At 39.8% G+C, this 22,690-nt stretch carries 26 protein-coding genes; 19 read left to right on the top strand and 7 right to left on the bottom strand.

All coding sequences use genetic code 11. The annotated features are described in order from the left end of the window. Nucleotide 1: 1 nt before the first annotated feature. The 11 genes from G6W43_RS00765 to G6W43_RS00715 all read left to right on the top strand — a co-directional run bounded on the left by G6W43_RS00765 (nucleotide 2) and on the right by G6W43_RS00715 (nucleotide 8,566). Nucleotides 2-451, top strand: coding sequence for a hypothetical protein (locus G6W43_RS00765; RefSeq protein WP_021084337.1), 450 nt, complete (start codon nucleotides 2-4; stop codon nucleotides 449-451). Nucleotides 452-502: 51 nt separating this feature from the next. Next, nucleotides 503-2,572: an ATP-dependent helicase gene (locus G6W43_RS00760; protein WP_035143675.1), complete on the top strand. Its 2,070-nt coding sequence runs from the start codon at nucleotides 503-505 to the stop codon at nucleotides 2,570-2,572. Further along, nucleotides 2,569-3,390, top strand: coding sequence for a tRNA pseudouridine(55) synthase TruB (truB, locus tag G6W43_RS00755; RefSeq protein ID WP_194168915.1), 822 nt, complete (start codon nucleotides 2,569-2,571; stop codon nucleotides 3,388-3,390). The genes G6W43_RS00760 and truB overlap by 4 nt, the downstream gene beginning before the upstream one ends. Beyond that, complete coding sequence (csrA, locus tag G6W43_RS00750; RefSeq protein ID WP_002941828.1) at nucleotides 3,384-3,614, top strand: carbon storage regulator CsrA; 231 nt, start codon at nucleotides 3,384-3,386, stop codon at nucleotides 3,612-3,614. Before truB ends, csrA begins: the two co-directional genes overlap by 7 nt. Beyond that, nucleotides 3,611-4,354 (top strand): 4-(cytidine 5'-diphospho)-2-C-methyl-D-erythritol kinase, encoded by a 744-nt coding sequence (locus tag G6W43_RS00745; protein WP_194168914.1) that lies wholly within the window; start codon nucleotides 3,611-3,613, stop codon nucleotides 4,352-4,354. The genes csrA and G6W43_RS00745 overlap by 4 nt, the downstream gene beginning before the upstream one ends. Before the next feature lie 14 nt (nucleotides 4,355-4,368). Beyond that, nucleotides 4,369-4,821: an SsrA-binding protein SmpB gene (gene smpB, locus G6W43_RS00740; RefSeq protein WP_107917302.1), complete on the top strand. Its 453-nt coding sequence runs from the start codon at nucleotides 4,369-4,371 to the stop codon at nucleotides 4,819-4,821. Between the two features lie 8 nt (nucleotides 4,822-4,829). Further along, entirely contained in the window at nucleotides 4,830-5,426 is a 597-nt protein-coding gene (locus G6W43_RS00735; protein ID WP_107916875.1) for a thioredoxin, read from the top strand. A gap of 62 nt (nucleotides 5,427-5,488) precedes the next feature. After that, nucleotides 5,489-5,923, top strand: coding sequence for a flagellar basal body rod protein FlgB (flgB, locus tag G6W43_RS00730; RefSeq protein ID WP_009294075.1), 435 nt, complete (start codon nucleotides 5,489-5,491; stop codon nucleotides 5,921-5,923). Nucleotides 5,924-5,931: 8 nt separating this feature from the next. Then, on the top strand, nucleotides 5,932-6,432 hold the full coding sequence (flgC, locus tag G6W43_RS00725) for a flagellar basal body rod protein FlgC (RefSeq protein ID WP_012139981.1): 501 nt from the start codon (nucleotides 5,932-5,934) through the stop codon (nucleotides 6,430-6,432). After that, complete coding sequence (gene fliE / locus G6W43_RS00720; RefSeq protein ID WP_002941937.1) at nucleotides 6,432-6,725, top strand: flagellar hook-basal body complex protein FliE; 294 nt, start codon at nucleotides 6,432-6,434, stop codon at nucleotides 6,723-6,725. Before flgC ends, fliE begins: the two co-directional genes overlap by 1 nt. A gap of 8 nt (nucleotides 6,726-6,733) precedes the next feature. Beyond that, the gene (locus tag G6W43_RS00715; RefSeq protein ID WP_021085499.1) at nucleotides 6,734-8,566 is read left to right on the top strand and encodes a peptidoglycan D,D-transpeptidase FtsI family protein; all 1,833 of its coding nucleotides are present in this window, start codon (nucleotides 6,734-6,736) and stop codon (nucleotides 8,564-8,566) included. A gap of 87 nt (nucleotides 8,567-8,653) precedes the next feature. On the opposite strand, the gene G6W43_RS00710 is transcribed toward G6W43_RS00715, so the two are convergent. Genes G6W43_RS00710 through G6W43_RS00700 form a run of 3 tightly spaced genes read right to left on the bottom strand, consistent with a single transcriptional unit; the run spans nucleotide 8,654 to nucleotide 10,985 of the window. Beyond that, a complete protein-coding gene (locus G6W43_RS00710; protein ID WP_009294079.1) occupies nucleotides 8,654-9,115 on the bottom strand; it encodes a hypothetical protein in 462 nt (153 codons plus the stop codon). A 47-nt stretch (nucleotides 9,116-9,162) separates the two neighbouring features. After that, the gene (gene hemH, locus G6W43_RS00705; RefSeq protein WP_194168913.1) at nucleotides 9,163-10,116 is read right to left on the bottom strand and encodes a ferrochelatase; all 954 of its coding nucleotides are present in this window, start codon (nucleotides 10,114-10,116) and stop codon (nucleotides 9,163-9,165) included. Beyond that, a complete protein-coding gene (locus G6W43_RS00700) occupies nucleotides 10,116-10,985 on the bottom strand; it encodes a Gfo/Idh/MocA family protein (RefSeq protein WP_148787113.1) in 870 nt (289 codons plus the stop codon). Before G6W43_RS00700 ends, hemH begins: the two co-directional genes overlap by 1 nt. Nucleotides 10,986-11,155: 170 nt before the next feature. On the opposite strand from G6W43_RS00700, the gene alaS reads away from it, so the two are divergent. The 8 genes from alaS to G6W43_RS00660 all read left to right on the top strand — a co-directional run bounded on the left by alaS (nucleotide 11,156) and on the right by G6W43_RS00660 (nucleotide 18,577). Next, nucleotides 11,156-13,714: an alanine--tRNA ligase gene (alaS, locus tag G6W43_RS00695; protein WP_194168912.1), complete on the top strand. Its 2,559-nt coding sequence runs from the start codon at nucleotides 11,156-11,158 to the stop codon at nucleotides 13,712-13,714. After that, a complete protein-coding gene (locus G6W43_RS00690) occupies nucleotides 13,711-14,208 on the top strand; it encodes a 3-isopropylmalate dehydratase (RefSeq protein ID WP_103617163.1) in 498 nt (165 codons plus the stop codon). The genes alaS and G6W43_RS00690 overlap by 4 nt, the downstream gene beginning before the upstream one ends. Further along, the gene (gene maf / locus G6W43_RS00685; protein ID WP_194168911.1) at nucleotides 14,208-14,750 is read left to right on the top strand and encodes a septum formation inhibitor Maf; all 543 of its coding nucleotides are present in this window, start codon (nucleotides 14,208-14,210) and stop codon (nucleotides 14,748-14,750) included. The genes G6W43_RS00690 and maf overlap by 1 nt, the downstream gene beginning before the upstream one ends. Continuing rightward, on the top strand, nucleotides 14,747-16,675 hold the full coding sequence (locus tag G6W43_RS00680) for a transglycosylase domain-containing protein (RefSeq protein ID WP_107969512.1): 1,929 nt from the start codon (nucleotides 14,747-14,749) through the stop codon (nucleotides 16,673-16,675). Before maf ends, G6W43_RS00680 begins: the two co-directional genes overlap by 4 nt. Nucleotides 16,676-16,683: 8 nt before the next feature. Then, the gene (locus tag G6W43_RS00675) at nucleotides 16,684-16,998 is read left to right on the top strand and encodes a helix-hairpin-helix domain-containing protein (protein WP_009294086.1); all 315 of its coding nucleotides are present in this window, start codon (nucleotides 16,684-16,686) and stop codon (nucleotides 16,996-16,998) included. A 284-nt stretch (nucleotides 16,999-17,282) separates the two neighbouring features. Then, the gene (locus G6W43_RS00670) at nucleotides 17,283-17,426 is read left to right on the top strand and encodes a phosphoethanolamine transferase domain-containing protein (RefSeq protein WP_194168910.1); all 144 of its coding nucleotides are present in this window, start codon (nucleotides 17,283-17,285) and stop codon (nucleotides 17,424-17,426) included. A gap of 76 nt (nucleotides 17,427-17,502) precedes the next feature. Continuing rightward, nucleotides 17,503-18,006 carry a sulfatase-like hydrolase/transferase gene (locus G6W43_RS10735; RefSeq protein ID WP_194168909.1) on the top strand — a complete coding sequence of 168 codons (504 nt, stop codon included), beginning with the start codon at nucleotides 17,503-17,505 and terminating at the stop codon, nucleotides 18,004-18,006. After that, nucleotides 17,987-18,577 (top strand): sulfatase-like hydrolase/transferase, encoded by a 591-nt coding sequence (locus tag G6W43_RS00660; protein WP_194168908.1) that lies wholly within the window; start codon nucleotides 17,987-17,989, stop codon nucleotides 18,575-18,577. The genes G6W43_RS10735 and G6W43_RS00660 overlap by 20 nt, the downstream gene beginning before the upstream one ends. Nucleotides 18,578-18,621: 44 nt before the next feature. Here G6W43_RS00660 and glyS read toward each other — a convergent pair whose 3' ends face one another. The 4 genes from glyS to G6W43_RS00640 are packed head-to-tail and all read right to left on the bottom strand — an operon-like array spanning nucleotide 18,622 to nucleotide 22,651. Next, complete coding sequence (gene glyS / locus G6W43_RS00655) at nucleotides 18,622-20,640, bottom strand: glycine--tRNA ligase subunit beta (protein ID WP_194168907.1); 2,019 nt, start codon at nucleotides 20,638-20,640, stop codon at nucleotides 18,622-18,624. Continuing rightward, entirely contained in the window at nucleotides 20,637-20,789 is a 153-nt protein-coding gene (locus G6W43_RS00650) for a hypothetical protein (RefSeq protein WP_162141601.1), read from the bottom strand. The genes glyS and G6W43_RS00650 overlap by 4 nt, the downstream gene beginning before the upstream one ends. A gap of 3 nt (nucleotides 20,790-20,792) precedes the next feature. Beyond that, nucleotides 20,793-22,175: an endonuclease/exonuclease/phosphatase family protein gene (locus G6W43_RS00645; RefSeq protein ID WP_194168906.1), complete on the bottom strand. Its 1,383-nt coding sequence runs from the start codon at nucleotides 22,173-22,175 to the stop codon at nucleotides 20,793-20,795. Next, a complete protein-coding gene (locus tag G6W43_RS00640; RefSeq protein WP_021085887.1) occupies nucleotides 22,172-22,651 on the bottom strand; it encodes a tRNA (cytidine(34)-2'-O)-methyltransferase in 480 nt (159 codons plus the stop codon). Before G6W43_RS00640 ends, G6W43_RS00645 begins: the two co-directional genes overlap by 4 nt. Nucleotides 22,652-22,690: the final 39 nt, after the last annotated feature.

The raw sequence follows: 22,690 nt of genomic DNA, 5'->3' as shown, positions 1-22,690 counted from the left end.
GATGTTAGACGAAATTTTAGACGACGAGAAATTTGCGCTTTTGATGAAGATGCATGTCTATGAGTGCATTGATTTTTTGCTTGAAAAGGGGCTAAATTTCTCAGTTATGGCAAATTTGCCTCTAGTTAGCTTTGAGCCTAGCTTGCCAGATGAGATAAGTGGCAGCTTTAGCATGCCAGTCATTATGTTCTCACTTGGTGGCTACACGCTTGAGAGTGCGAGGCTAACGCAAGATGAGCTTAGCTTTGAGGCTGGCTTTGGTAGTGAGAATTTTGCCTCAGTGGTATCATTTCCACTTGGCGCGGTGGTTCAAATTTTGGTTGAAAATAGCCCGATCCTTGTAAATTTCTCCATTTATAAGCCAAAAGAGAAGCAAGTCGATCACGCTAAAAAATCAGCCTCAGTCTTTTTGCAAAACCCAAAAAATAAAGATATATTTAAGAAAAAATAGTAATTTTAAGCATTTTTGGCTAAAATCAAAAGAAAATTTAAAAAGCGAAAAATGGAAAATTTACTATCAAATTTAAACGAAGCCCAGCGCGAAGCAGCCACCCACATAGATGGGGCGATGCTCATACTAGCAGGTGCTGGCAGCGGCAAGACAAAGACTATCACGACTAGGCTTGCCTATCTCATCGGCGAGGTCGGCATAGACGCGGCAAACACGCTAACTCTTACTTTTACAAACAAAGCCGCCAACGAGATGCGCAGCAGAGCCATGGCGATGCTAAGCCAAAGTGGCAAAAACTACTCGCCGCTGCTTTGCACATTTCACAAATTTGGACTTTTGTTTTTAAAGCTCTACATAGAAAAGCTTGGCAGAAAAAATAACTTCGTCATAATCGACACAGACGATAAAAAGCGCATCATCAAAAGCTTTGAAAGCCCAGTCGCCACTGCGATTTTATCAAGTGAAATTTCAAACTATAAAAACTCACTTTTAAGCGTCGAAGAGGTCTATAAAAATGCAAATTTCTCTTCATTTGACAAGAGCAAGGATAACTTTTACAAGCAAGCAGCGCAAATTTATGAAAAGTACGAGGACTATTTAAAGGCGAACAACCTTGTTGATTTTGACGATTTGCTAGGGCTTACGTATAAAATTTTAGACGAAAACGAAGATCTTGCTAGAGAAATTTCAAACCGCTACAAATACATAATGGTCGATGAGTATCAAGACACAAACGACCTTCAGTATAAACTGCTAAAAAAACTCTGTCTATGCCACGAAAACATCTGCGTAGTGGGCGATGATGACCAGAGTATTTATGGCTGGCGCGGTGCAAAGATAGATAATATCTTAAATTTCAAAGATCAGTTTAAAGATGTAAAGATCATCAGACTTGAGAAAAACTACCGCTCTAGCGAGGCGATACTAAAGGCTGCAAACGAGCTGATAGATCATAACCGCAACCGCCTTGGCAAGAAGCTTGTGGGCACAAAGGGCGAAGGCGAAGCCGTAAATTTGATAGAGAGCTTTGATGAGAGCGTCGAGGCTGGCAAGATCGCAAAAAATATAAAAGAGCTTTTAAGTAAAGGCGTGCAGGCAAAAGATATCGCGATCTTGTACCGCATAAACGCGCTCTCTCGCTCACTTGAAGATGGGCTAAACAAAGAACAGATCGCTTATAAAATGGTAGGCGGCGTTAAATTTTACGAAAGAGCCGAGATCAAAGATATCATAAGTTATCTAAGACTGATAAACAATCCAAACGATGACTTTTCAATAAGACGCATTATCAACCGCCCAAAGCGAGGACTTGGTAAAGTGAGCCTTGATAAGCTCGAAAAAATGGCCTTTGAGGGCAAAATTTCCATTTTTGAAGCAATCTCAAACATCTCTGATAACGATGAAGCCTTTAGTAAAAAGGTAAAATCAGCCCTTCTTGAGTTTGCAAACAACCTAAAAGAGCTTCAAGAAAGCAGCTCGGTTTTTGATCTAATAGATAAATTTGAAGCAAAATTTGGCGTGAAAAAATACTACGAGAGCTTGCCAGATGGCGCTGAAAGAGCAGCAAACATCGACGAATTTTACGCTGTTTTAAAAGACCAGATCAAGCAAAATCCAAGCTTTGATCTGGAGGAGTTTTTAAACGAGATCACGCTAACAAGCGAGCAAGACGGCATTAGCGATGAGGCTATTAGCATCATGAGCGTGCATGCTAGCAAGGGGCTTGAGTTTGAGCACCTTTTTGTAATAGGCCTTGAAGAGGGATTTTTTCCGCTCATTGGCGATGGTAGCGACATCGAAGAGGAGCGCAGGCTCGCTTACGTGGCGATAACAAGAGCCAAAAGGACACTTAGCCTAAGCTTTGCAAATTCGCGCTTTTACAAAGGTCAGCGCACGAGGCTAAATAAGAGTAGATTTTTAAGCGAGAGCGGTATAACGCATGGCTCGCTGGTTATCGAACAAAGCAATGAATTTAAAAAAGGCGACCTTGTTAAGCATAAAATTTTTGGTATCGGCAGGGTGAGCGCGGTTAGTAAGATCAAAAAAGAATTTAAACTGACTATAAATTTTGGTGGCAATGTAAGAGAGATCATGTCAAGCTTCGTGGAAAAGGCCGTATGAACGCCATTTTCGTGGCAAACAAGCCTGCTGGCATGAGCTCAAACCACTTTTTAGGACGACTAAAGAGAAAATATGGCGTTAAAAAGGCTGGATTTTCAGGCACGCTTGATCCATTTGCGAGTGGCTGTCTGATAGTCGCTTTTGGCTCATATACAAAATTTTTTAGATTTTTAGATAAAAACCCAAAGGTCTATGAGGCGACGATTTGGCTTGGGGCGAGCAGTCCTAGCATAGATAATGAAAATATCACTGAAATTTCAAATGTAAAAGAACTAAATTTAGAAAAAATTGAAGCTATAAGAGCCGAGCTAATCGGCAAGATAAGCTATGTCCCACCAAAATTTAGCGCCAAACATGTAAATGGCACAAGAGCTTACAAGCTAGCAAGAAGTGGCGAAGAATTTGAGCTAAAGCCAGAGATAATGGAAATTTATGAGAGTGAAATTTTGAATTATTCACACCCTTTTTTGACACTTCGTTTAAGTGTAAGTGAGGGGAGTTACATCCGCTCTTATACAGAAATTTTTGGGCAAAAAGTTGGTTATAATGTAACTTTAAGCTCATTAAAGAGGGTAAGTGAGGGTAAATTTCGCTATGAAAATGAAAAATTTTTAAATATTTGCAATTTTTTAAATATTGAGCAAAACACGTATTTTGGGGATATTAACAACATACTTTACGGCAAGAAATTAAAAATTAACGATTTTGAAACACAAACACAAGGAATTTATTTGCTAAATTATGATAAATTTATGAGCGTAATCCAAATCATGGATGATACTATAAATTACACTTTAAACAAGGTAGAAAAATGTTAATCTTAGCAAGAAAAGAAAACGAAGAAATTTTACTAGGTAACGACATAAAAGTCGTCGTAGTAAGTATCTCAAAAAGCACCGTTAAGCTTGGTATCGAGGCTCCGCGCAACACAATGATACTAAGAAGCGAGCTGGCAAACGATATCAAAAACGAAAATATCCACGCCACTAAAAAAGCAAGCGAAGCCGATATCCACGAGCTTGCGAAAAAAATCGAGAAATGAAAAGCTTTGCAAAGATCAACGTATTTTTGAAGGTAGTTGGCACCAGAGGCAACTACCACGAAATTTTGTCACGTTTTGTTCTTTGCGAGCAGCTTTTTGATGAAATTTATTTTAAAAGGTCAAATTCTTTTGCTATCGAATGCGACAACAAAGAGATAAAAGATAACATCATACAAAAAGCGATAGATGAGCTGAAAAAGGCTGGCTTTTCAAATGAGCTAGATGAGTTTTTTAGCTCTCAAAAAATCATCATCAACAAACAAATCCCAATAGGTGCTGGTCTAGGAGGAGGCAGTTCAAATGCTGCCACTTTTTTACTTATGGTAAATGACGAGCTAAATTTAAATATAAAACGTGAAAATTTGATGCAAATAGCCTCTAAAATCGGCGCAGATGTGGCCTTTTTTGTAAGCGGATATAGGGCAGCAAATGTAAGCGGCATAGGCGAGATCATAGAAGAATTTGACGATGAAGTGCCAAATTTAAATATCTTCACGCCAAATGTTTTTTGCTCCACACCGACGGTTTATCAAGAATTTAGAAGCAATTTCTTACAATACATAGACGTTAATGCTGCAAAAAAGATGCAAATTTTAAAGAGCAAAGAGCTACTTGAAATTTATAAAAACGAGGAGCTAAACGATCTTTTTGCCCCATGCTTTAAGCTCTATCCACAGATGAACGAGTTTAGGGATAAATTTCTAAGCGGCAGCGGCAGTAGCGTATTTAGCGTAAAATAAAAGGTAAAATTTTGATAAAAGATCTAGCAAAAAACAAAAAAGCTTTGCATGACTTTAGCATACTTGAGACCTTTGAAGCTGGCATCGTTTTAAAAGGCAGCGAGGTCAAGGCTCTAAGGGCTGGCAGAGCAAATTTAAAAGATAGCTTTGTGCGCGTCATAAAGGGTGAGCTTTTCTTACTAAACGCTCATATCAGCTATCTTGAAACCACACACAGCACATTTCGTCCAAATGAGCGAGCAGCCAGAAAACTTTTGATGCACAGAAAGCAGATCGATAAAATTTTCGGTCAAGTCTCACAAGATGGGCTTACTTTGGTTGTTTTGGCACTTTATCTAAGCGATAAAAATATCGTAAAAGCAAGGCTGGCCCTTGCAAAAGGTAAAAATTTACACGACAAGCGCGAGACTTTAAAAAGACGTGAGGCAGACAAAGAGGCAAGAGCTGCCATAAAAAGATATGTTTAAGGGATAAGATGAAAAATTTACTTGTTTTAATAATCGCTTTATTTGCTTTTTTTGGGTGCGGCGAAGATGAGAGCAGCAGTGCAAATTTTAAAGAATTTAGCCTAAATGAAGAGGTCAAACTTGTAGATGTAAGCGGTAAGGAGCTTACTTTGGTTCGAAAAGATCATGGTTTTGCTATCAAAAATGATGAAAATAAAGTTTTAATGATCGACATTTTTGGCACATTTTGCCCGCCTTGCCAAAAAGAGGCAGCCGAGCTTACAAAATATCAGCTTGAAAACAAAGATAAATTTACGCTAATCGGACTAACTCACTTTGAAAATGTCACAAATGAGTATGTTTTGCATGAATTTATGCAAAAATTTAACGCCTACTACTTCATAACAAACGATCAAAAGATAAATGACAGGCTTGCCGAGCAGATCGTAAGAGATATCGAATACAAACATGAGATCGCACTACCTTTTAAAGTGGTGATCAAAAACGGCGAATATCAAATTTTAACAGACGTAGATAGCGGACAATACGGAGTAAAATACTATCTTGGCGGCATAAAAGTCACAAAAATGAAAGAAGATTTGGCAAAAATTTATGAAACAAAATAAATTTGCCTTATATTTGGAACATCATTTGCTTATAAAAATGTGAAAATTTATAAGGATTTTAAATGTTTGTTTTAGATAGATCAAAATCTAGCCCCCTTGTCGAATCAGCCCTTGCAGGCAGAGAACTACGCCAAAAGCTCATTTCTGGCAACCTTGCAAATGTTGATACACCATTTTACAAGGCTAGAGATGTAAGATTTGAAGATGTTTTAAGAGAAAAAGCAAATGAAATTTATAACGTTTCAGAGAGCAAAAAACTAAATTTAGCTAAAACAAACGAAGCGCACATGGCTGCGGTTGATTTTCCAAAAAGTGACACAGCTCAAATTTTCTTGCGTGATGGTCACATGGCTAGAAATGACGCAAATACGGTTGATCTTGATGTTGAGACAACAGAAATGGGCAAAAACACAGTTATGATAAACGCCCTTGATAGCGCTTACAAGGCTCAGGGCAATATCTTTAAAAGCGTAATAGATGCAAGCGCTAAGAACTAGGAGAGATGATGTCATACTTAAATGATTTTGATATTAGCGGATATGGACTAAGCGCGCAACGCTTCAGAATGAACGTCATCAGCTCAAATATAGCAAATGCTCAAACCACAAGAACGGCTGAGGGCGGCCCTTACAGAAGGCAAGAGGTCATTTTTAAAGAGATGAACTTTGATAAAATTTTAAACGATCAACTTAAAAACTCACAAAGTCTGCTTGATTATGAAAATCCACTAGACGATCCAAGCTCACCCAAAAACGCTCACCCTGCCCTAACTAGCGTGATCGTAGATAAAGTGGTGCGCGATGACAAGGATTTTCAACTAAAATACGACCCTAGCCACCCGGACGCAAATGCAAATGGTTACGTCGCATTTCCAAATATAAACCCAGTCATCGAGATGGCTGACTTGCTTGAGGCGACAAGGGCCTATCAAGCAAATGTAGCGTCATTTCAAAACGCAAAAACAATAGCACAAAGTGCGATATCACTTATTTCAGGACAAGCATAATGATAAATAGTATAAATTTAGATAAGTTAAATAAAAACGAAAATTCAAACAAAATAGCAAAAGCAGGCGAAGAAGGCGGCTTTGAAAACGCACTAAACGACTCTTTAAAAGAGCTAAACAAGGTTCAAATCAATGCTGATAAAGCCATCGCAGACCTTGCAACTGGCGAGGTAAAAGACCTTCATCAAGCAGCTATCGCGATAGGCAAAGCAGAGACTAGTATGAAGCTTATGCTAGAAATTCGCAACAAAGCGCTAAGCGCATACAAAGAAATTTCAAGAACGCAAATTTAAGCCATTGAATGAATTCCAGAAAATCAAAAATAACCATACTTTTTTTATTAATTACTTTTGGAATTTCAATCTTTGTGCTTGTTATATTTTATAGAGCGAGCATCGAGCGAAAGCTTCCTAAGCTTCAAACAAGCGACGTAAATACCGCGATCCGCGGCAACATCGTCACAAAAGATGGCTTTAGCATCTCATCAAGCCAAAAACTCTACAAAGTAATGCTTGACACCAGAAATATCGACCCAAACAAAAAAGAGATGTTTATCAAGCTCTACTCGCTTTACAGCGGTGACGATCCAAACAAAGTAAGAAAGATCATAAACGGCACAAAAGGTCTTGTCACGCTCTCTTACAGCATCGATGCAAAGGGCGCTACTTATCTTCAGGAGCTCTCTAGAAAGCTAAACCGTAAGGGCATTTTGATCTCATATCTTGACCCAAAAACAGGTCTTGCCTCATTTCAAGGTATGCGCGTAATGGAGAGCGGTCAAAACCGCAAATTTATGTCAAAAGACGCCCTAACGCCAGCTATCGGCTATGTGAGCAAAACAGAGAGCGACGCACTTACCAAAAGCAAAGGCGTAAAAGGGCTTGAGAGATACTACGAGGACTACCTAGCTCCGATACAAAACGCCAAAATCCTTGGCCCACGCGATATTGGCAACAATATAATCTTAACTAGCGATTCAAATTTAGCAACGAGGGTTGATGGCTACAACGCAGTGCTTTCTGTACCGCTTAAATTTCAAACCAAGTTAGAGCAAATTTTAGATGAAAAACGTGAATTTCTAGACGCAAAAGAGCTAATCATCTGCATAATGAATAGCAAAAATGGCGAAATTCTAGCACTAGCTTCTAGTTCAAGATACGACCCCTCAAACATAAGAAAGCAAGATTACAGCGCGCTAAATTCAAGCGCAAGCGAGTATGCATACGAGGTTGGATCGGTTTTTAAGCCATTTATCTTCTCCATACTACTTCAAGAAAAAAAGGTAAATCCTTTTGAGCTAGTAAATACCTACAACGGCCGCTATCAGCTAGGCAAAAGAATCATCAAGGACACCCATCCAGAGCCTTTTATGAGTGCTGAAGACATCATCGTGCACAGCTCAAACATCGGTATGATCCAGCTAGTAGAACGCCTAAATGGTCCGCAAATTTATCAAGGGCTTTTAAATTTTGGCTTTTCAAGAAAGACTGGCATCGACCTGCCATACGAGCAAGTAGGCATGATGCCAACGGTTACCAAGCTAAACTCATCGACCTATAAGGCAACAGTTAGCTACGGATACGGCCTTCAAGCGACATTTATGCAGCTTTTAAAAGCTTATAACACATTTAACAACAAAGGCATCGAGGTGACGCCACACATGGTGGCATATCTGGAGCGAAACGGCAAGCGCTACGATCTGCCAAAAGCAGAGCCAGCACAGGTCATCTCGCAAGAGACCGCAAAGATAATGAAGAGAATTTTGATAAAAACAGTTGAAAAAGGTACTGGTCTAAAGGCATTTACGCCAGGTCTTGAGATAGGCGGTAAAACTGGCACCGCGCACATCGCTTCTGGCAAAGGCGGATATAGCAATACCTATAACGGCTCGTTTTTTGGCTTCGTAAATGACACAAGAGGCAACAGCTACACCATAGGCGTTTTGGCAAGAGACCCTAAAAAACCTTACTACTACTTTGGTGCGCAAAGTGCGTTGCCGACATTTAAAAAGGCCGTTGATCTAATGGTTGAAGATGGTTATTTATTCCCAGATCCTAATGTCATAGCTGAGTTTGAAGCCAAAAAAGACAAGCTTAAAAACGACAAAGCAAAGCAAAAACCAGCATTAGATTAAATTTAACTTCTAAGATATAAATATTAAATTCAAATTTAGAGTTTAAAGTAGAAATTTGGATCTAGGCAAGCGGCCTAAATCCAGAATTTATGCAAGTCCAAGTTCATTTAAGACAGAGCTTAAATTTACAGAATTATTTGTATTTTTGCCAAGGCTATTTTGCTTCTCAAGCAGTGTTTGGCTCGTAAGCGCCATGTTTAGCTCTTTGCGGTAGTCACTTAAAATTTTATCCATGATTTTAAGTAGCTCATTTTTTTGATCCTGCGTTTTGGTCGGATCATTTATGCTTAAAAGCTCAGTTAGCTCCTCTTTTTTCTGAGCTATTTTCTCTTCTATCTTGTTTGAATTTAGCTCATTCATAAAGCCAGCAGCACCGATCTCTGTAAGCCTTTTCTTAAACTGCTCAAGCTTATCTGAAACCTTTGCCTCGCTTGTGATCTTATCAAGCGTTAGACTTAAAATTTCATCAAAACTATTTTTTTTATCTTTAGCTTTGCTTGAGCCTGACTGCAACAAATAATCGATAATATCGTTATTTTGAACCTTCATACATCTCCTTTTAAATTTGAGATGCTTTTCATAAGCAAGATTTATTCCTAAAGGCTAAATTCTCTAGTGTTTTTTGATTTTTCTAGGATAAAACTGGCAAATTCATCGCTAAAATTTGGACACTGGGCGACTTTGTAAAAGCTAAAATTTAGCTCTTTTGCAAGCTTGGCATACTCGATAACTAACTCAAAAATAGTCTCAGAGTTATCTATACAAAAAGAGAGCGGATAGATAAGTGCTTTTTTATTTTCGCACTTTGCCAAAGCCTCATTTAGTGATGGTTCTAGCCATTTAACAGGGCCAAGACGCGACTGATAAGCAAGGCTCACATCTTTAAAATTTAGCCCCTGCTCTTTTAGTATTTTGCCTAAAATTTGCACATGTTCGTTTATGTGTTTTTCGTAGATATCACCCTTTTCTATGATCTTGCGAGGTAAAGAGTGAGCTGAAAAGATGAGGCTAATATCGCTTATATCGGTATCATTTATCGCTTCACGGATATGAGAGATAATGATCTTATTGTAAGCGTCATCATCATAAAATGGCTCGCAAAGTGAAATTTTAGCTTTTAGTTTAAGCTCCTCTTTTGCCTTTTTAAAATCAGCTAAGCTCGAAGTTATCGTAGTTTGCGAGTGATGAGGGTAGAGTGGCAAAAGCACTATCTCATCAAATTTTTCATACTTTTTAAGCACATCTTTTACAAATGGCGAAGTGTAGTTCATCGCAAAATCAACCGCATCAAATTCACTTTGCAAACTTGAAATTTTCTCACAAAGCTTAGCAGTAAGCTCGCAAAGTGGCGACTTTCCGCCTATTTGCTCGTAGTTGTGCTTCGCGGTTTTTAGCCTGCCTTTTGTGATCATGAAAGCTACAAATTTTCTTAAAAATTTATTTTTTATACCCAAAATATATGGGTCATTAAACATATTTGTTAAAAAAATTTCGACATCATCTAAGCTATTTGCACCGCCCATATTTAAAAGCAAAAGAGCTTTTTTCATCAAAATAGTTCTCTTATTTTTATCGCGTCATCGATGTTTGAAAGTTCGCTACTCTCGCCACTTTGGCAAAGATCGTAAAAGGCCTCGTATTGCGCTTTTAGTTCGCTATTATTTGTATCTATCTTTAAATTCATCTGTCCATTTTCGCTCACTTGATGAAGCTTGTGATCGATGAGATCGCCAAAATAGACGCCATTTTTCGCATTTACCTCTATCTTAAAGCGCTCTAGTGAGCCACAAAATGAGTTTGTGATATGCACTAGAATTTGATTTTTACTTTTAAAGCTTATCGCCGCGTTATCGGCACTTTTGGCATTTGTCTTGTTTGTTTGAGTGTAGTAAAAGTCGCTGACTTCAGAATTTATGATATTTTTTGCTAGGTCGATGTCAGAAACTGAGAGCTCATTTATGATATTTCCGTCGCAAAGTGGCTTAAAATGAGCGATTGATATGCTATAAATTTCCTCTTCTTTTAAAAGTGCTTTTTTAAGCGACAAGATAGTTGGATTAAAACGCTCTGAAATGCCTGTGCAAACCCTAGTTTTATTTGTTTTGGCGGCATATTTTATCTCTTTAAGATCGGCGATACTTTTAAAAACTGGGCGTGAGATGAGGATATTTTGACAGTATTTTGCACACTGGCAAAATGCCTCCACCATCTCCTCTCTTGGCGAGCAAAGCACGACTGCTTGAGGCTGGGCAACCTCTATAAATTCTTTAAAATCAGTATAAAAATCAGCTCTGCAAAACTCATCAACATTGTCTTTGTCAAAAATGCCACAAATTTCAAACTCGTTTGAGCGTCTAAGCTCTAAATAATGTTTTTTACCTGTGCTGCAATAGCCGATAATGCCGATTTTTAGCTTCACATTCACCCTTTAAAACTTTAGAAATTTTTAATTATTTTATTTACAAATCGCTTTTAAATAGATAAAACAAGAGATAGTTTTCAAAATATCACTATTTTTTCTCTTTTTAGAATTTCGCAAACGAATTTTGGCTAAAATCAAGCAAAATTTTAAAACTAACGAGGATAAAAATGCAAAATTTAGATATAAGAAAGGCATATCTTGATTTTTTTAAATCAAAAGGTCACGAAGTAGTAGCTTCTGCACCACTCGTGCCAAACGATGCAACACTACTTTTTACAAATGCTGGCATGGTGCCATTTAAGAGCATTTTCACAGGCGAAGTGCCACGCCCAACACCACCTATCCGCACTAGCTGTCAGACCTGCATAAGAGCTGGTGGTAAGCACAACGACCTTGATAACGTCGGCTACACAGCGCGCCACCACACATTTTTTGAGATGCTTGGCAACTTTAGCTTTGGCGAATACTTCAAAAAAGAGGCGATCGCTTACGCTTGGGAATTTGTCACAGAGGTGCTAAAACTACCAAAAGATAAGCTTTATGTAACCGTTCACGAAAGCGACGATGAGGCGTTTGAAATTTGGAGCACTCACATCGCAAAAGAGAGAATTTACCGCTTTGGCGATCATGATAACTTCTGGCAGATGGGCGATACTGGACCATGCGGCCCTTGCAGTGAAATTTTTTACGATCAAGGGGCTGAACACTTTAACACACCAGAAGATTACATGGGCGGCGATGGAGATAGATTTTTAGAGATCTGGAACCTTGTTTTCATGCAGTATGAAAGAAGCGCGGATGGCAAACTAAGCCCACTACCAAAGCCAAGCATCGATACTGGCATGGGACTTGAGCGCGTTACTGCTATCTTACAAGGCAAATTTAGCAACTACGACAGCACACTTTTTATGCCACTCATAAACGAAGTGGCAAAGCTTTGTGGCAAGCCATACGTCTATGAAAGTGGCGCTAGCTACCGCGTCATAAGCGATCACATCCGCTCAGTCACATTTTTGCTAGCTCAAGGCACTACATTTGACAAAGAGGGCCGTGGCTACGTGCTTCGCCGCATCTTACGTCGTGCGATCCGCCATGGATACTTGCTAGGCATAAAAGAGCCATTTATGTATAAGCTTGTCGATAAAGTTTGCGAGCTTATGGGCGGACACTACACCTATCTAAACGATAAAAAAGCAGCTGTAAAAGAGCAGATAAAACTTGAAGAAGAGAGATTTTTAGCGACTATCGCAAGCGGACTTGAACTATTTGAAAGTGAGCTAAAAAATACAAAAGAAATTTTTAGCGGAGAGGCTGCGTTTAAGCTCTATGACACATTTGGCTTCCCACTTGATCTAACGGCTGATATGCTTAGAGAAAAGGGCTTAAAGGTCGATGAGGCAAGGTTTGATGAGCTTATGAGCGAGCAAAAAGCACGTGCAAAAGCTGCTTGGAAAGGCAGTGGCGACAAGAGCGCGAAGGGCGATTTTAAAGAGTTACTTGAGAAATTTGGCGAAAATAAATTTATAGGCTACGAAGAGCTTAAGAGTAAAAGTAAAATTCTAGCCTTGCTTGATGAGGAATTTAAAAATATAGATAGCTTAGAGGCTGGCAAAGAGGGCTGGGTGATGTTTGATGTCACACCGTTTTACGCTCAAAGTGGCGGCCAGTGCGGCGATGGCGGCAAGATAATAGGCAAAGCAAATGTGCTTGATACGCAAAAATTCCACGGGCTAAATTTATCTTTAGTAAAAACTAGCGCGGCGCTAAAAGTTGGCGATGAAGTTGAGCTTGAAGTTTCTAGCGATAGAGCGGAGATCGCGCGTCATCACAGCGCTACACACTTGCTTCACGCAGCCCTTAGAAGCGTGCTTGGCACACACATCGCTCAAGCTGGCTCAAACGTCGAGGCAGATAGGCTAAGGTTTGACTTCTCTCATCCAAAGGCGCTCACTAGTGAAGAAATTTCAAAGGTCGAAAACCTTGTAAATGAGTGGATCTTAAACGGTGCAAATGCAAAAACGCAGGTTATGGACCTTGAAGACGCCAAAAATAGCGGTGCGATCGCACTATTTAACGAAAAATATGCCGATAAGGTAAGAGTCGTGAGCTTTGGTGACGTCAGTAAAGAGCTTTGCGGCGGCACACACGTAAAAAATATAGATGAGATCGGCTCATTTTTCATCACAAAAGAGAGTGGCGTAAGTGCTGGCGTTAGGCGTATAGAGGCTGTTTGTTCAAGGGCTGCGCTAAATTTAGCAAGGTCATTTAGAGCTGAGCTTGAAGAGCTAAAAGATGAGCTAAAAAGTACAGAACCACTAAATGCCATTAAAAAGCTAAAAGGCGAGATAAAAGGCTTGAAAGATAAGCTAAAAAACGCTAAAAGCTCTGGGGAGCTAGCCTTTATAAATGTAAATGATACCAAGCTTTGTGTGGCACACATCGATGGTGGCGACATAAAAACTTTGATAGATGAGTTTAAAAATGGGCACGAAAAGGCTGCTATTTTACTGATCCAAACAGATGAAGAGGGTAAAATTTCTCTTGCAGCTGGCGTAAAAAATGCTCCACTAAAAGCTGGCGCTTGGGTTAAATTTGCAGCGCAAATTCTAGGCGGCAATGGCGGCGGAAAAGACGACTTTGCAACAGCTGGCGGCAAAAACGCTCTAGCCATAGACGAAGCCATAAAAAGCTCACTTGAGTATGCAAAGCAAGCTTTAGAAAAATGATTCATCAAGAGATCGCTTTTTTTAAATTTGATCAACTAATCATCTTCTTGCACATTAGCTTCGTAGCTCTTTTTATAGGGCTGCAAGCTGGTCTGGTGCTCACTGGCAGCTACTTTGTCAAAAGCAAATTTGAAGATAAAGAGCGCTACCACATCTTGCTTCACATCATAAGACGCTTTGGTATCGCCATTTTCACGCTCGTTCTTTGTATCGCAGTAACTAGCTTGGTGATGATATATGGCTCTGAGTGTAACAAAACGGCAAATCCTATGGCAAGCGCAGCAGCTGCGACAAAATGGGCGATAGAGCTGTTTTTGGTCTTAAATTTAGGCTACATTTTTTATAAATACAAAACGGCCATAAAAGCGCTTAGGTCACACGAGATGATCGAGCTAAACGAGAGCCTCATCGTCATCATCTATTATTTTACGCCGCTAAATTTATTAGTCTCGCTTGGCGCTCTTTATCTTGGCATAAGCTATAAGGATTTTTGATGATAGTACTCGCCTCTAGCTCGCCAACAAGGGCAAATTTACTAAAAAATGCCGGCATAGAATTTAAACAAATTTCTTTTGACTTTGATGAGAGCAAGATAGCAAAGAGCCTAAAGCCAGAAATTTATGTCCAAAACGTCGTTAAGGCAAAAAAGGAGCAGTTTTTAAAGGCAAATGGAGAGCTTTTAAATTTACTCTTTGCAGATAGCTGCGTGGCGTGCGGGGATCAAATTTTAGGCAAGGCAAAGGACGAAAACGAAGCGCTTGATATGTTAAATTTACAAAGCGGCAACGAGTGCAGCGTATATACGGCGATGATATTTTTAGGCGAATTTGAGCTTATAAATGTGAGCAAGACTACATATAAATTTGCTAAATTTAGCGAGCAAGAGCTAAAAAGTTACCTAGAAAGTGGCGAGTGGCGAGGCAAAGCTGGAGCCATGACGATAGAAAATTTTAATAAAAAATACATCACCTCCCAGCACGGCGAGACAAGCACGGCAATGGGGCTAAATTTAAAAATATTAAAGGCATTTTTATGAAATATATCTTGGCATTTATCTTTGTAGTTGCCATCGCACTTGGTGGAGCGTTTTTATACTTTTATTCGCAGGTGAGATTTGACGCTTATACCATCATCGACTACAAGCCAAAGCTTGCGACACAAATTTTTGATAGAAACAACGAACTCATCGCAAATATCTTTGAAGAAAATAGAATTTACGTCAAATATAACGACATCCCACCACGTGTCATCGAAGCGCTCGTGGCTATCGAGGATACGAGCTACTTTGAGCATGGCGGTATCAACGTAGAAGCCATGGCAAGAGCAGCGATAAAGGATATCAAAGCTAGAAAGCTGGTAGAAGGCGCATCTACGCTAACTCAGCAGCTCATAAAAAACCTAGCCCTAAGCCGCGAGAAGAAATTTACAAGAAAGATAAAAGAGGTTGTGCTTGCTATGAAGCTTGAAAGCGAGCTTAGCAAAGAGGACATCATTGAAAGATACCTAAATCACGTATATTTTGGGCATGGTTACTACGGCATCAAAACGGCTGCAGAGGGCTACTTTAGAAAAGAGCTAAATGAGCTAAGCATAAAAGAGATAGCGATGCTAGTTGGCATGCCAAAAGCGCCAAGCACCTATGATCCTACAAAGCACCTCGACCTCTCGCTTAGCCGCGCAAACAGGGTTCTTGAAAGGATGTATAGCATCGGCTGGATAAACGAGGACGAGTACCGCAAGGGCGTGCTTGAAGAGCCAGCAGTCTTTGACGATACGCTCACAAGAAATAAAGCCCCTTACGTGGTTGATGAGATCATAAAAGAGGCTTCAAAGAAATTTGACGATATAAAAACTGGCGGCTACAAGATACAAAGCACCGTCGATCTAAACGTGCAAAAGATTGCTCAAGACGCCCTAGTCTATGGCTACAATGAAATTTTAAAAAGAGATAAAAAAGCAAATCCAGAGATGCTAAATGGCGCTATCGTCGTCACTCATCCACAAAGCGGACAAATTTTAGCTCTAATTGGCGGTATCGACTACGCAAAAAGTAGCTACAACAGAGCGACACAAAGCAAGCGCCAGCCAGGATCTAGCTTTAAGCCATTTATCTATCAAATAGCCCTTGATAGCGGCTACTCAGTCGTCTCTCAAGTAGCTGACATCGCTAGGACATTTGACATGGGCAATGGCAAAGAGTGGACGCCAAAGAACTATAGCGGTGGTTTTCAAGGCTACATCACGATAAAATCAGCCTTAACCCAGTCTCGCAACCTCGCAACCATAAATTTACTAAACGATCTTGGTCTTAGCTCGGTTCGCAAACAGCTTACGGATATGGGCTTTAACGACATCCCTGAAAATTTATCAATCGCACTTGGTAGCTTTGGGATTTCGCCACTTGACTTTGCGAAATTTTACTCGATGTTTCCAAACGATGGCGAAGTGGTCGAGCCTACGCTCATTAAGCATATAGAAAATAGCTTTGGCGCGTCGATGGACTACGAGCCTCAAAAGAAGCAGGTACTAAAACCTGAGCAGGCATTTTTGATGACTACCTTGCTTCAAAACGTCGTAAATAACGGCACCGGACGCAACGCAAAGGTAAATGGCATCCAGATCGCTGGCAAAACTGGCACGTCAAACAACAGCATCGATGCTTGGTTTTGCGGCTATTCGCCTGATATCGAGGCCATCATCTGGTACGGAAACGACGATAACAGCCCTATGAAAAAGGTCGAGGGCGGCAGCAGGACAGCTGCACCGGTCTTTAAGAAATTTATGGAGGGCTACATCAAGCTCTACCCTACCCTAAGACGTGCGTTTGAGCAGCCTGATGGCGTTTATAAAGGATACTACAACGGCGCTGATGAGTACTACACGAACGACTCGCCGTTGCCGCAAAATACGCCAACAAATGACATCATTCAAGATCAAGAAAACGATGGATTATTATTTTAGGAGATAAGATGAAAAGATTAAAAATTTTACTTTGTCTAGCGCTTGCAAGCCTTGCATACGGCGCTGATCTAAACACAGCTAGCAAGAGCGAGCTAATGAGCCTTGGACTAAACAAAAGCCAGGCACTAAACGTCATAAAGTATAGAAAAGCTCATAAATTTACAAGTGTCGAGGAGCTTGAGAAGGTTCAAGGTATCGGCTTTAACGACATGCAAAAGGTCAAAGAAAAACTTAGTGTAAAAGATAGCCAAAAGGCGAAAAAGGCTGAGCCTCAAAAGAAGTCAAAAAACAAGAAACTAAAAAGCAAGAAAAAGAAAAAATAATTCTTCTTTTATAAATTTCTAGCCATTTACATTTTAGCTCTATCATCACGCCGCTGAAAGAATGTGGCTAGAAATGCTAAACGTCGACAAAATAAGACATATAAGCTTTGCTAAATTTTTAATTTTATTTGTAGCTTATATGTTTTTCATAAACTACATATTTTTATTCAAAGGCGTGTTTTTAGGGTTTTTATCGGGCGACACTTTATCTTTTTCTATACTGCTTTTTGCTCTATAGCATATTTTTTCTTTTACTCTTTGCGGGAGCTTTTTGCATTTTGCTTATGCCATTTTTGTTAAAACCTCTTGCTATCTTTCTCATCATGATTAGCAGCATCTCTGCTTACTTTATGCAAACTTATGGCGTCATTATAGATAAAGGCATGCTATTAAACGTCTTGAATATATGTTGCGCTTATAGAGATTAGCTATGGCAGTTTTAAAAGTGCGCTTAGATCAAGGGTAAAAATAGTCATTAGTGCTTTGCAAGTGCAGCTATAATCTTTGCATTCATGTCTAAAATTTTTATACCATTTTTTAAAGAGCCACAACGCCTCAACCATAAGCGTTTTACTCCCATACTATCCCATCTACTCTGGCATAAGATTAGCAAAGTCTTTGGCACAAAAACCGCTCCCTTTTACCTACGTGGCAGATGACGCAACTCTTACTAACGATAAAAAGAAAATTTTAGTTTTGATAGTTGGTGAGACACAAAGAAGCAAAAACTACTCGCTAAATGGCTACACTAAAAACGATACAAACAAATTCACCAAGCAAAAAGATGTGGTAAGTTTTACAAATTTTTACTCATGCGGGACTGCGACAGAGACTAGTGTGCCTTGCCTATTTTCAGACTTAAAGCGAGAAAATTTTAGTAACCGCGAAGCTAAAGCTCGTGAAAATTTAGTTGATATCATCAATAAACTTGGCATAAAAACATACTTTTTTGGCAACAATAGTGGCGGATGCGAAAAAAATAGGAGTAGTGGTTTGCGACAATCTTGATCAAAACCACACCTCAGAGCACAGAGCAGAAGGCTTTGATGAAGTGATATTTGATGAGGCAAAAAAGGTCATAAAAGATGCAAATTCCACTACCTTTATCGTGCTACATTTGCAAGGCTCACATGGCCCTATCTACTACAAAGGCTACCCAAGCAAATTTAAAGAATTCACCCCAACATGCGACACCGCCGAGCTAAACAAATGCACGCCAGATGAGATAGCAAACACCTATGACAACACCATTTTATATGAGGACTATCTACAAAGCGAGCTGATAAACGCCCTTGAAGCAAGAAAAGATAAATTTGAGGTTGCCATGTTCTTTTTCTCAGATCACGGAGAGAGCCTAGGCGAAAATGGCATATATTTACACGGCCTGCCTTACTCTATCGCTCCAGATGAGCAAAAGCACATCCCAGCCATCATCTTTTCAAGCGATAGCGAGCTTTTAAAAAGGCTAAAAGCTAGAAAAGACGAAAGTCTTTCGCATGATTTTATCTTTAGCTCAGTTCTTGGATATTTTGGGGTAAAAACTAAGGCTTACGAGCCAGAATTTGATATTTTTAGGTAGTAAATTTAAAGCCAGCCTAGGCAAAGCCCGAGGCTGGCGTAAATTTAAAAGCTGATCTCTTTTATATCGGCTACTTTTAGTATCTCGCTATAAATTTGACCGATGATTGCGACGCGGTTATTTCGCACTTTCTCGTTTTCAACGTTTATCATAACTTTGTCAAAAAACTCATCTATCTGCGGCTTTAGTGCAAATAGCGCTTTTAGCCTTGGCTCGTATGCTAGGCTCTCATCGACAGCTTTAAACGCGTCATTTAATGCCTTTTCAGCATCTATCTCAAAGAGGCTCTCATCGACCTTGCTAAATTTATCATCTTTTATAATGTTTGCAAGGCGCTTAAATGTCGAGAAATTCTCTCTAAAATTTGGCTCACTTGAAATTTTAGCAAGCGCCTCTATCATCTTAGTTAGCTCCAGGATGTCCTTTTCGCCGCTTTTTATGCACGCTTTTACGATAGAAGCGTTTGCATCAAAGAAGGTATAGAGCCTATCAAGGATGAAATTTATAAGCACTTCAACATCAAATTTTTTATACTCTTTTGCGATATCTTCTAAAATTTCTTTTACGTTAAATTTCAAACTATGCGCCAAAACGATCTTTATCACGCCATTTGCCGCGCGTCTTAGAGCGTATGGGTCTTTCGTGCCGCTTGGGATTTTACCGATGCTAAAAAGTCCCATTAGCGTATCAAGCTTATTTGAAAGCGCCACAACCGAGCTAAAGACCTTGCTTGGACACTGCGCCTCCTCGCCGTCTGGTAAATACTGCTCTTTTATAGCCAAAACGACGTTTTCATCCTCATTTTTAGCCTTTGCGTAGTAAGCACCCATGACGCCTTGAAGCTCGGTAAATTCATAAACCATCTGAGTTGTAAGATCAGCCTTACTTAGCATCACAGCTCGCTCTAGCTTAGCCCCGTACTCACCAGCCTCTTTTTTAAGTAGCTCACCATAGTTGCCAGCAAGTTTTTTAGCCACTTTTAGCTCTCTAAGCTCTTTTTCATAGATGCTTCCAAGCTCTTTTAGGTAGGTTATATTTTTTAGTTTTTCTGGACTAAATTCTGCCTTAAGGTCGCTTTGCCAAAAGAACATCGCATCGCTTAGCCTTGCTCTTAGCACCTTTTCATTGCCCTTGATGATGAGTGAGTAGTCTTGCGTTATGGCGTTGCTAACGACCACAAAGCCATTTGCTAGCTTGCCATCTTTAAAGACTGGGAAGTAGCGCTGATTTTCTTTCATCGATGTGATAATGACCTCGCTTGGCACCTCCAAAAACTCCTCTTCAAACGAGCCAAGAAGCGCTGTTGGATACTCAGTGATCGCCACGACTTCAGCTAGCAAGTCTTTATCTATCTCGATCTTTAGCCCGCTTTTTTGGCTGATCTTTTCAAACTCATCAAGGATTATTTTTTCTCTCTCGTCCGCTTCAAGCACGACGCCACGGCTCTTTGAGCCATCAAAATACTCTTTTATATTTGAAATTTTTATCTTGTCGTAGCTGATGCTTCTGTGAGGATAGGTAGAGTTACTGCTCTCTACGCCAAATTTGTTAAATTTAATGACCTCATCACCAAGCAAGCATAAAAATGATCTTATCGGGCGGATAAACTCAAATTCGCCGTTGCCCCAACGCATAGACTTACCAAAGCTAAGGCTCTTTAAAAACTCCTCGACCATGTCGCCCATTATCTTAGCAACCGGCTCGCCCTTCACCTCTTTTTCATAGTAAAGCACATCTTTGCCGTCTATCTCTTTAAATTTAAGCTCGCTCTCACTTATGCCACATTTATTTGCAAAGCTAAGTGCTGCTTTTGTGAAAGCTCCGTCTTTTAGCGCTACTTGCTTTGGCGCACCAACGAAGCTAGCCACGCTATCTGGTTGAGCCTGCGGGAATTTCTCATGGAAAAAGACCAAACGACGCGGCGTGAAATAAAATTTAAACTCGCTTGTGATGTTGTATTTTTCAAGCACAGCCTGCCATTTAGCGTTGATGTTTGGCAGCTCCCTTAAAAATGGTATCGCTGGAAGCTCCTCGACTCCGATCTCTAGTAACAACTCTTTCATATCTCACTCTTTTTATTAAAATTTTCTCTTTTTTCTCTTATCATCTCTCTTGCTCTCTCCTTCTCTTGCGCCTGCAAAATGACACCTCTTATCATAAATATCACAAACAAAACAAACGCTGCGATCATAAAAATATCTAAAATTTGCACCATCTACTCCACAACGATCTCTTTTTCGTTTTTATAAATTTTCACCCTCGCCCGCTCAAAGCTATACTCACCATCTTTTAGTCTTTTTTTGCTATAAACTCTGATCTTACCATGTGGCGTATGCAAGTAGCCACCCTCTAGCCTGCCTGAAATTTTAGCGATCACATCGCCGCTTCTTGCAATGCTTAACTTTGAGCTATCAAGTAAATTTTCGCTCACATCTCTTGTGCCATGCTCATTTATGATCTCATAAGAGCTTACTTCAAGCGCCTCTTTGTAAAATTTCACTCGCCTAACCAAAATGTCAAGCTCATCGCCCACGCCGACGCTATTTTTAGGATCATAAACGTAAATTCCACGGCGATTTTTTGAGATGATAAAGCCATGCTTATCTTTTAAGATGACAACAGCTCTTTCAACTAGTACTGGCACATCCTCAGGATGCTCAAAAAGCGTCTCTATGTCAGCTTTTTTATAGTTTTGATCATCTACTTTTTTAGCTTCTTTTTTTAAATTTTCGTTTGATTTAACAGGACTTGGTTTGGTTGAGATTTTAAATTTAAGCGCAAAGTGGTCTGAATAAAGATCGCTCTTTGCAAAACCATGCTCATCAAGCACAAAGCTTGGCTTAAAGACTTCAAAACTGCCATCAACGTAGCTTAGATCGCCATTTGCTATAAAGCTAGGCGAGAGCAAAACGTGATCAATGGCTCGCTTTTTGCCATGGACTGCATGAGAGTATCTATCTTTTGGAGCTAAAAAGCTATAAAGATCGTAATATCCACGAGTTGCGATGATATCGTTTAAGATGGATTTTTGCCCATAAGGTGAGTTAAAATCACCCAAAACAATGGCGTTTTGTTCATCAATAAGAGCTGCTCTTAGCGTTCTTTCGGCCTTTTTTTGCATATTTATGCCGTTTTTATAAGCTGGGAAGTGATTAACAAAAACGCTAAATTTCTTACCCTCCACCTCAAAAACAACCTTTAAAATGTTTCTAGTTTTTACATTTGGCACTTCAAAAATTTCACTGCCACTTGGCTTTATTTTTGACACAAGAGCTAGCCCAACTGGAGAGTTTTTTGCCTTGCTAAAGGCTATAAATTTATACTCGCTGCCACCGACCAAAGCCTTTAAAACCTGCTCGTTTTCGACCTCTTCAAGTGCGATGATGTCGGTATCTATGGCGTCTATAACCTGCCTTGTTCTTTTTAGTTTTGAGCTGGCCGCCTCGCAATCCCACTTTGAAGTGCTAGATTTAAAGTCAGGATATTCGCTGCCATCGTCCTTGCAGTCAAATAAATTTTGCACGTTATAAGTTGCGATGCTTATCTCGCTAGCAAACGCCATCAAAACGGCAAAGACTAACGCAAAGAGCGCTCTCAAACCTCGCTCCTAAAGTCAAATTTAGAGATGTTTTGCCTGATCGCCTCATACGCGATGATGCCAGCACTCATAGCTAAATTTAAGCTCCTGCCCTCTTTTCCCATTGGGATCGTTATGGCATTTTTGAAATTTATATCCATAAATTCCCTTGGCAATCCAGTGCTCTCTCCCCCAAAAAATATAAAATCTCCTGGCTCAAATTTAGCGTCGTAGTAAAGTCTATTTGTCTTAGTCGTAGCAAAGAAAAATCGCTCTTTGTGGCTTAAATTTGCCTCCAAAAATTCATCTAGGCTCTGCCAAATTTGTGGCTTTAAGATTTTCCAATAATCAAGCCCAGCACGTCTAACAGCCTTTTCGCTCAGGTCAAACACGGTTGGCTTAACGATGTGAAGCTTTAAATTTGCATTTACGCACATTCTGCCGATAGCTCCGGTGTTTTGCGGTATCTGAGGATGGACTAGGACTATGTTAAACATAAGTTTTTCTTGCCTTAAAAAGTGTTATAAACTGGCTCA

Origin of the sequence: Campylobacter concisus (assembly GCF_015229965.1) — a bacterium.
GTDB lineage: Bacteria > Campylobacterota > Campylobacteria > Campylobacterales > Campylobacteraceae > Campylobacter_A > Campylobacter_A concisus_BD.
This window is presented reverse-complemented; position numbering and strand designations above follow the sequence as displayed.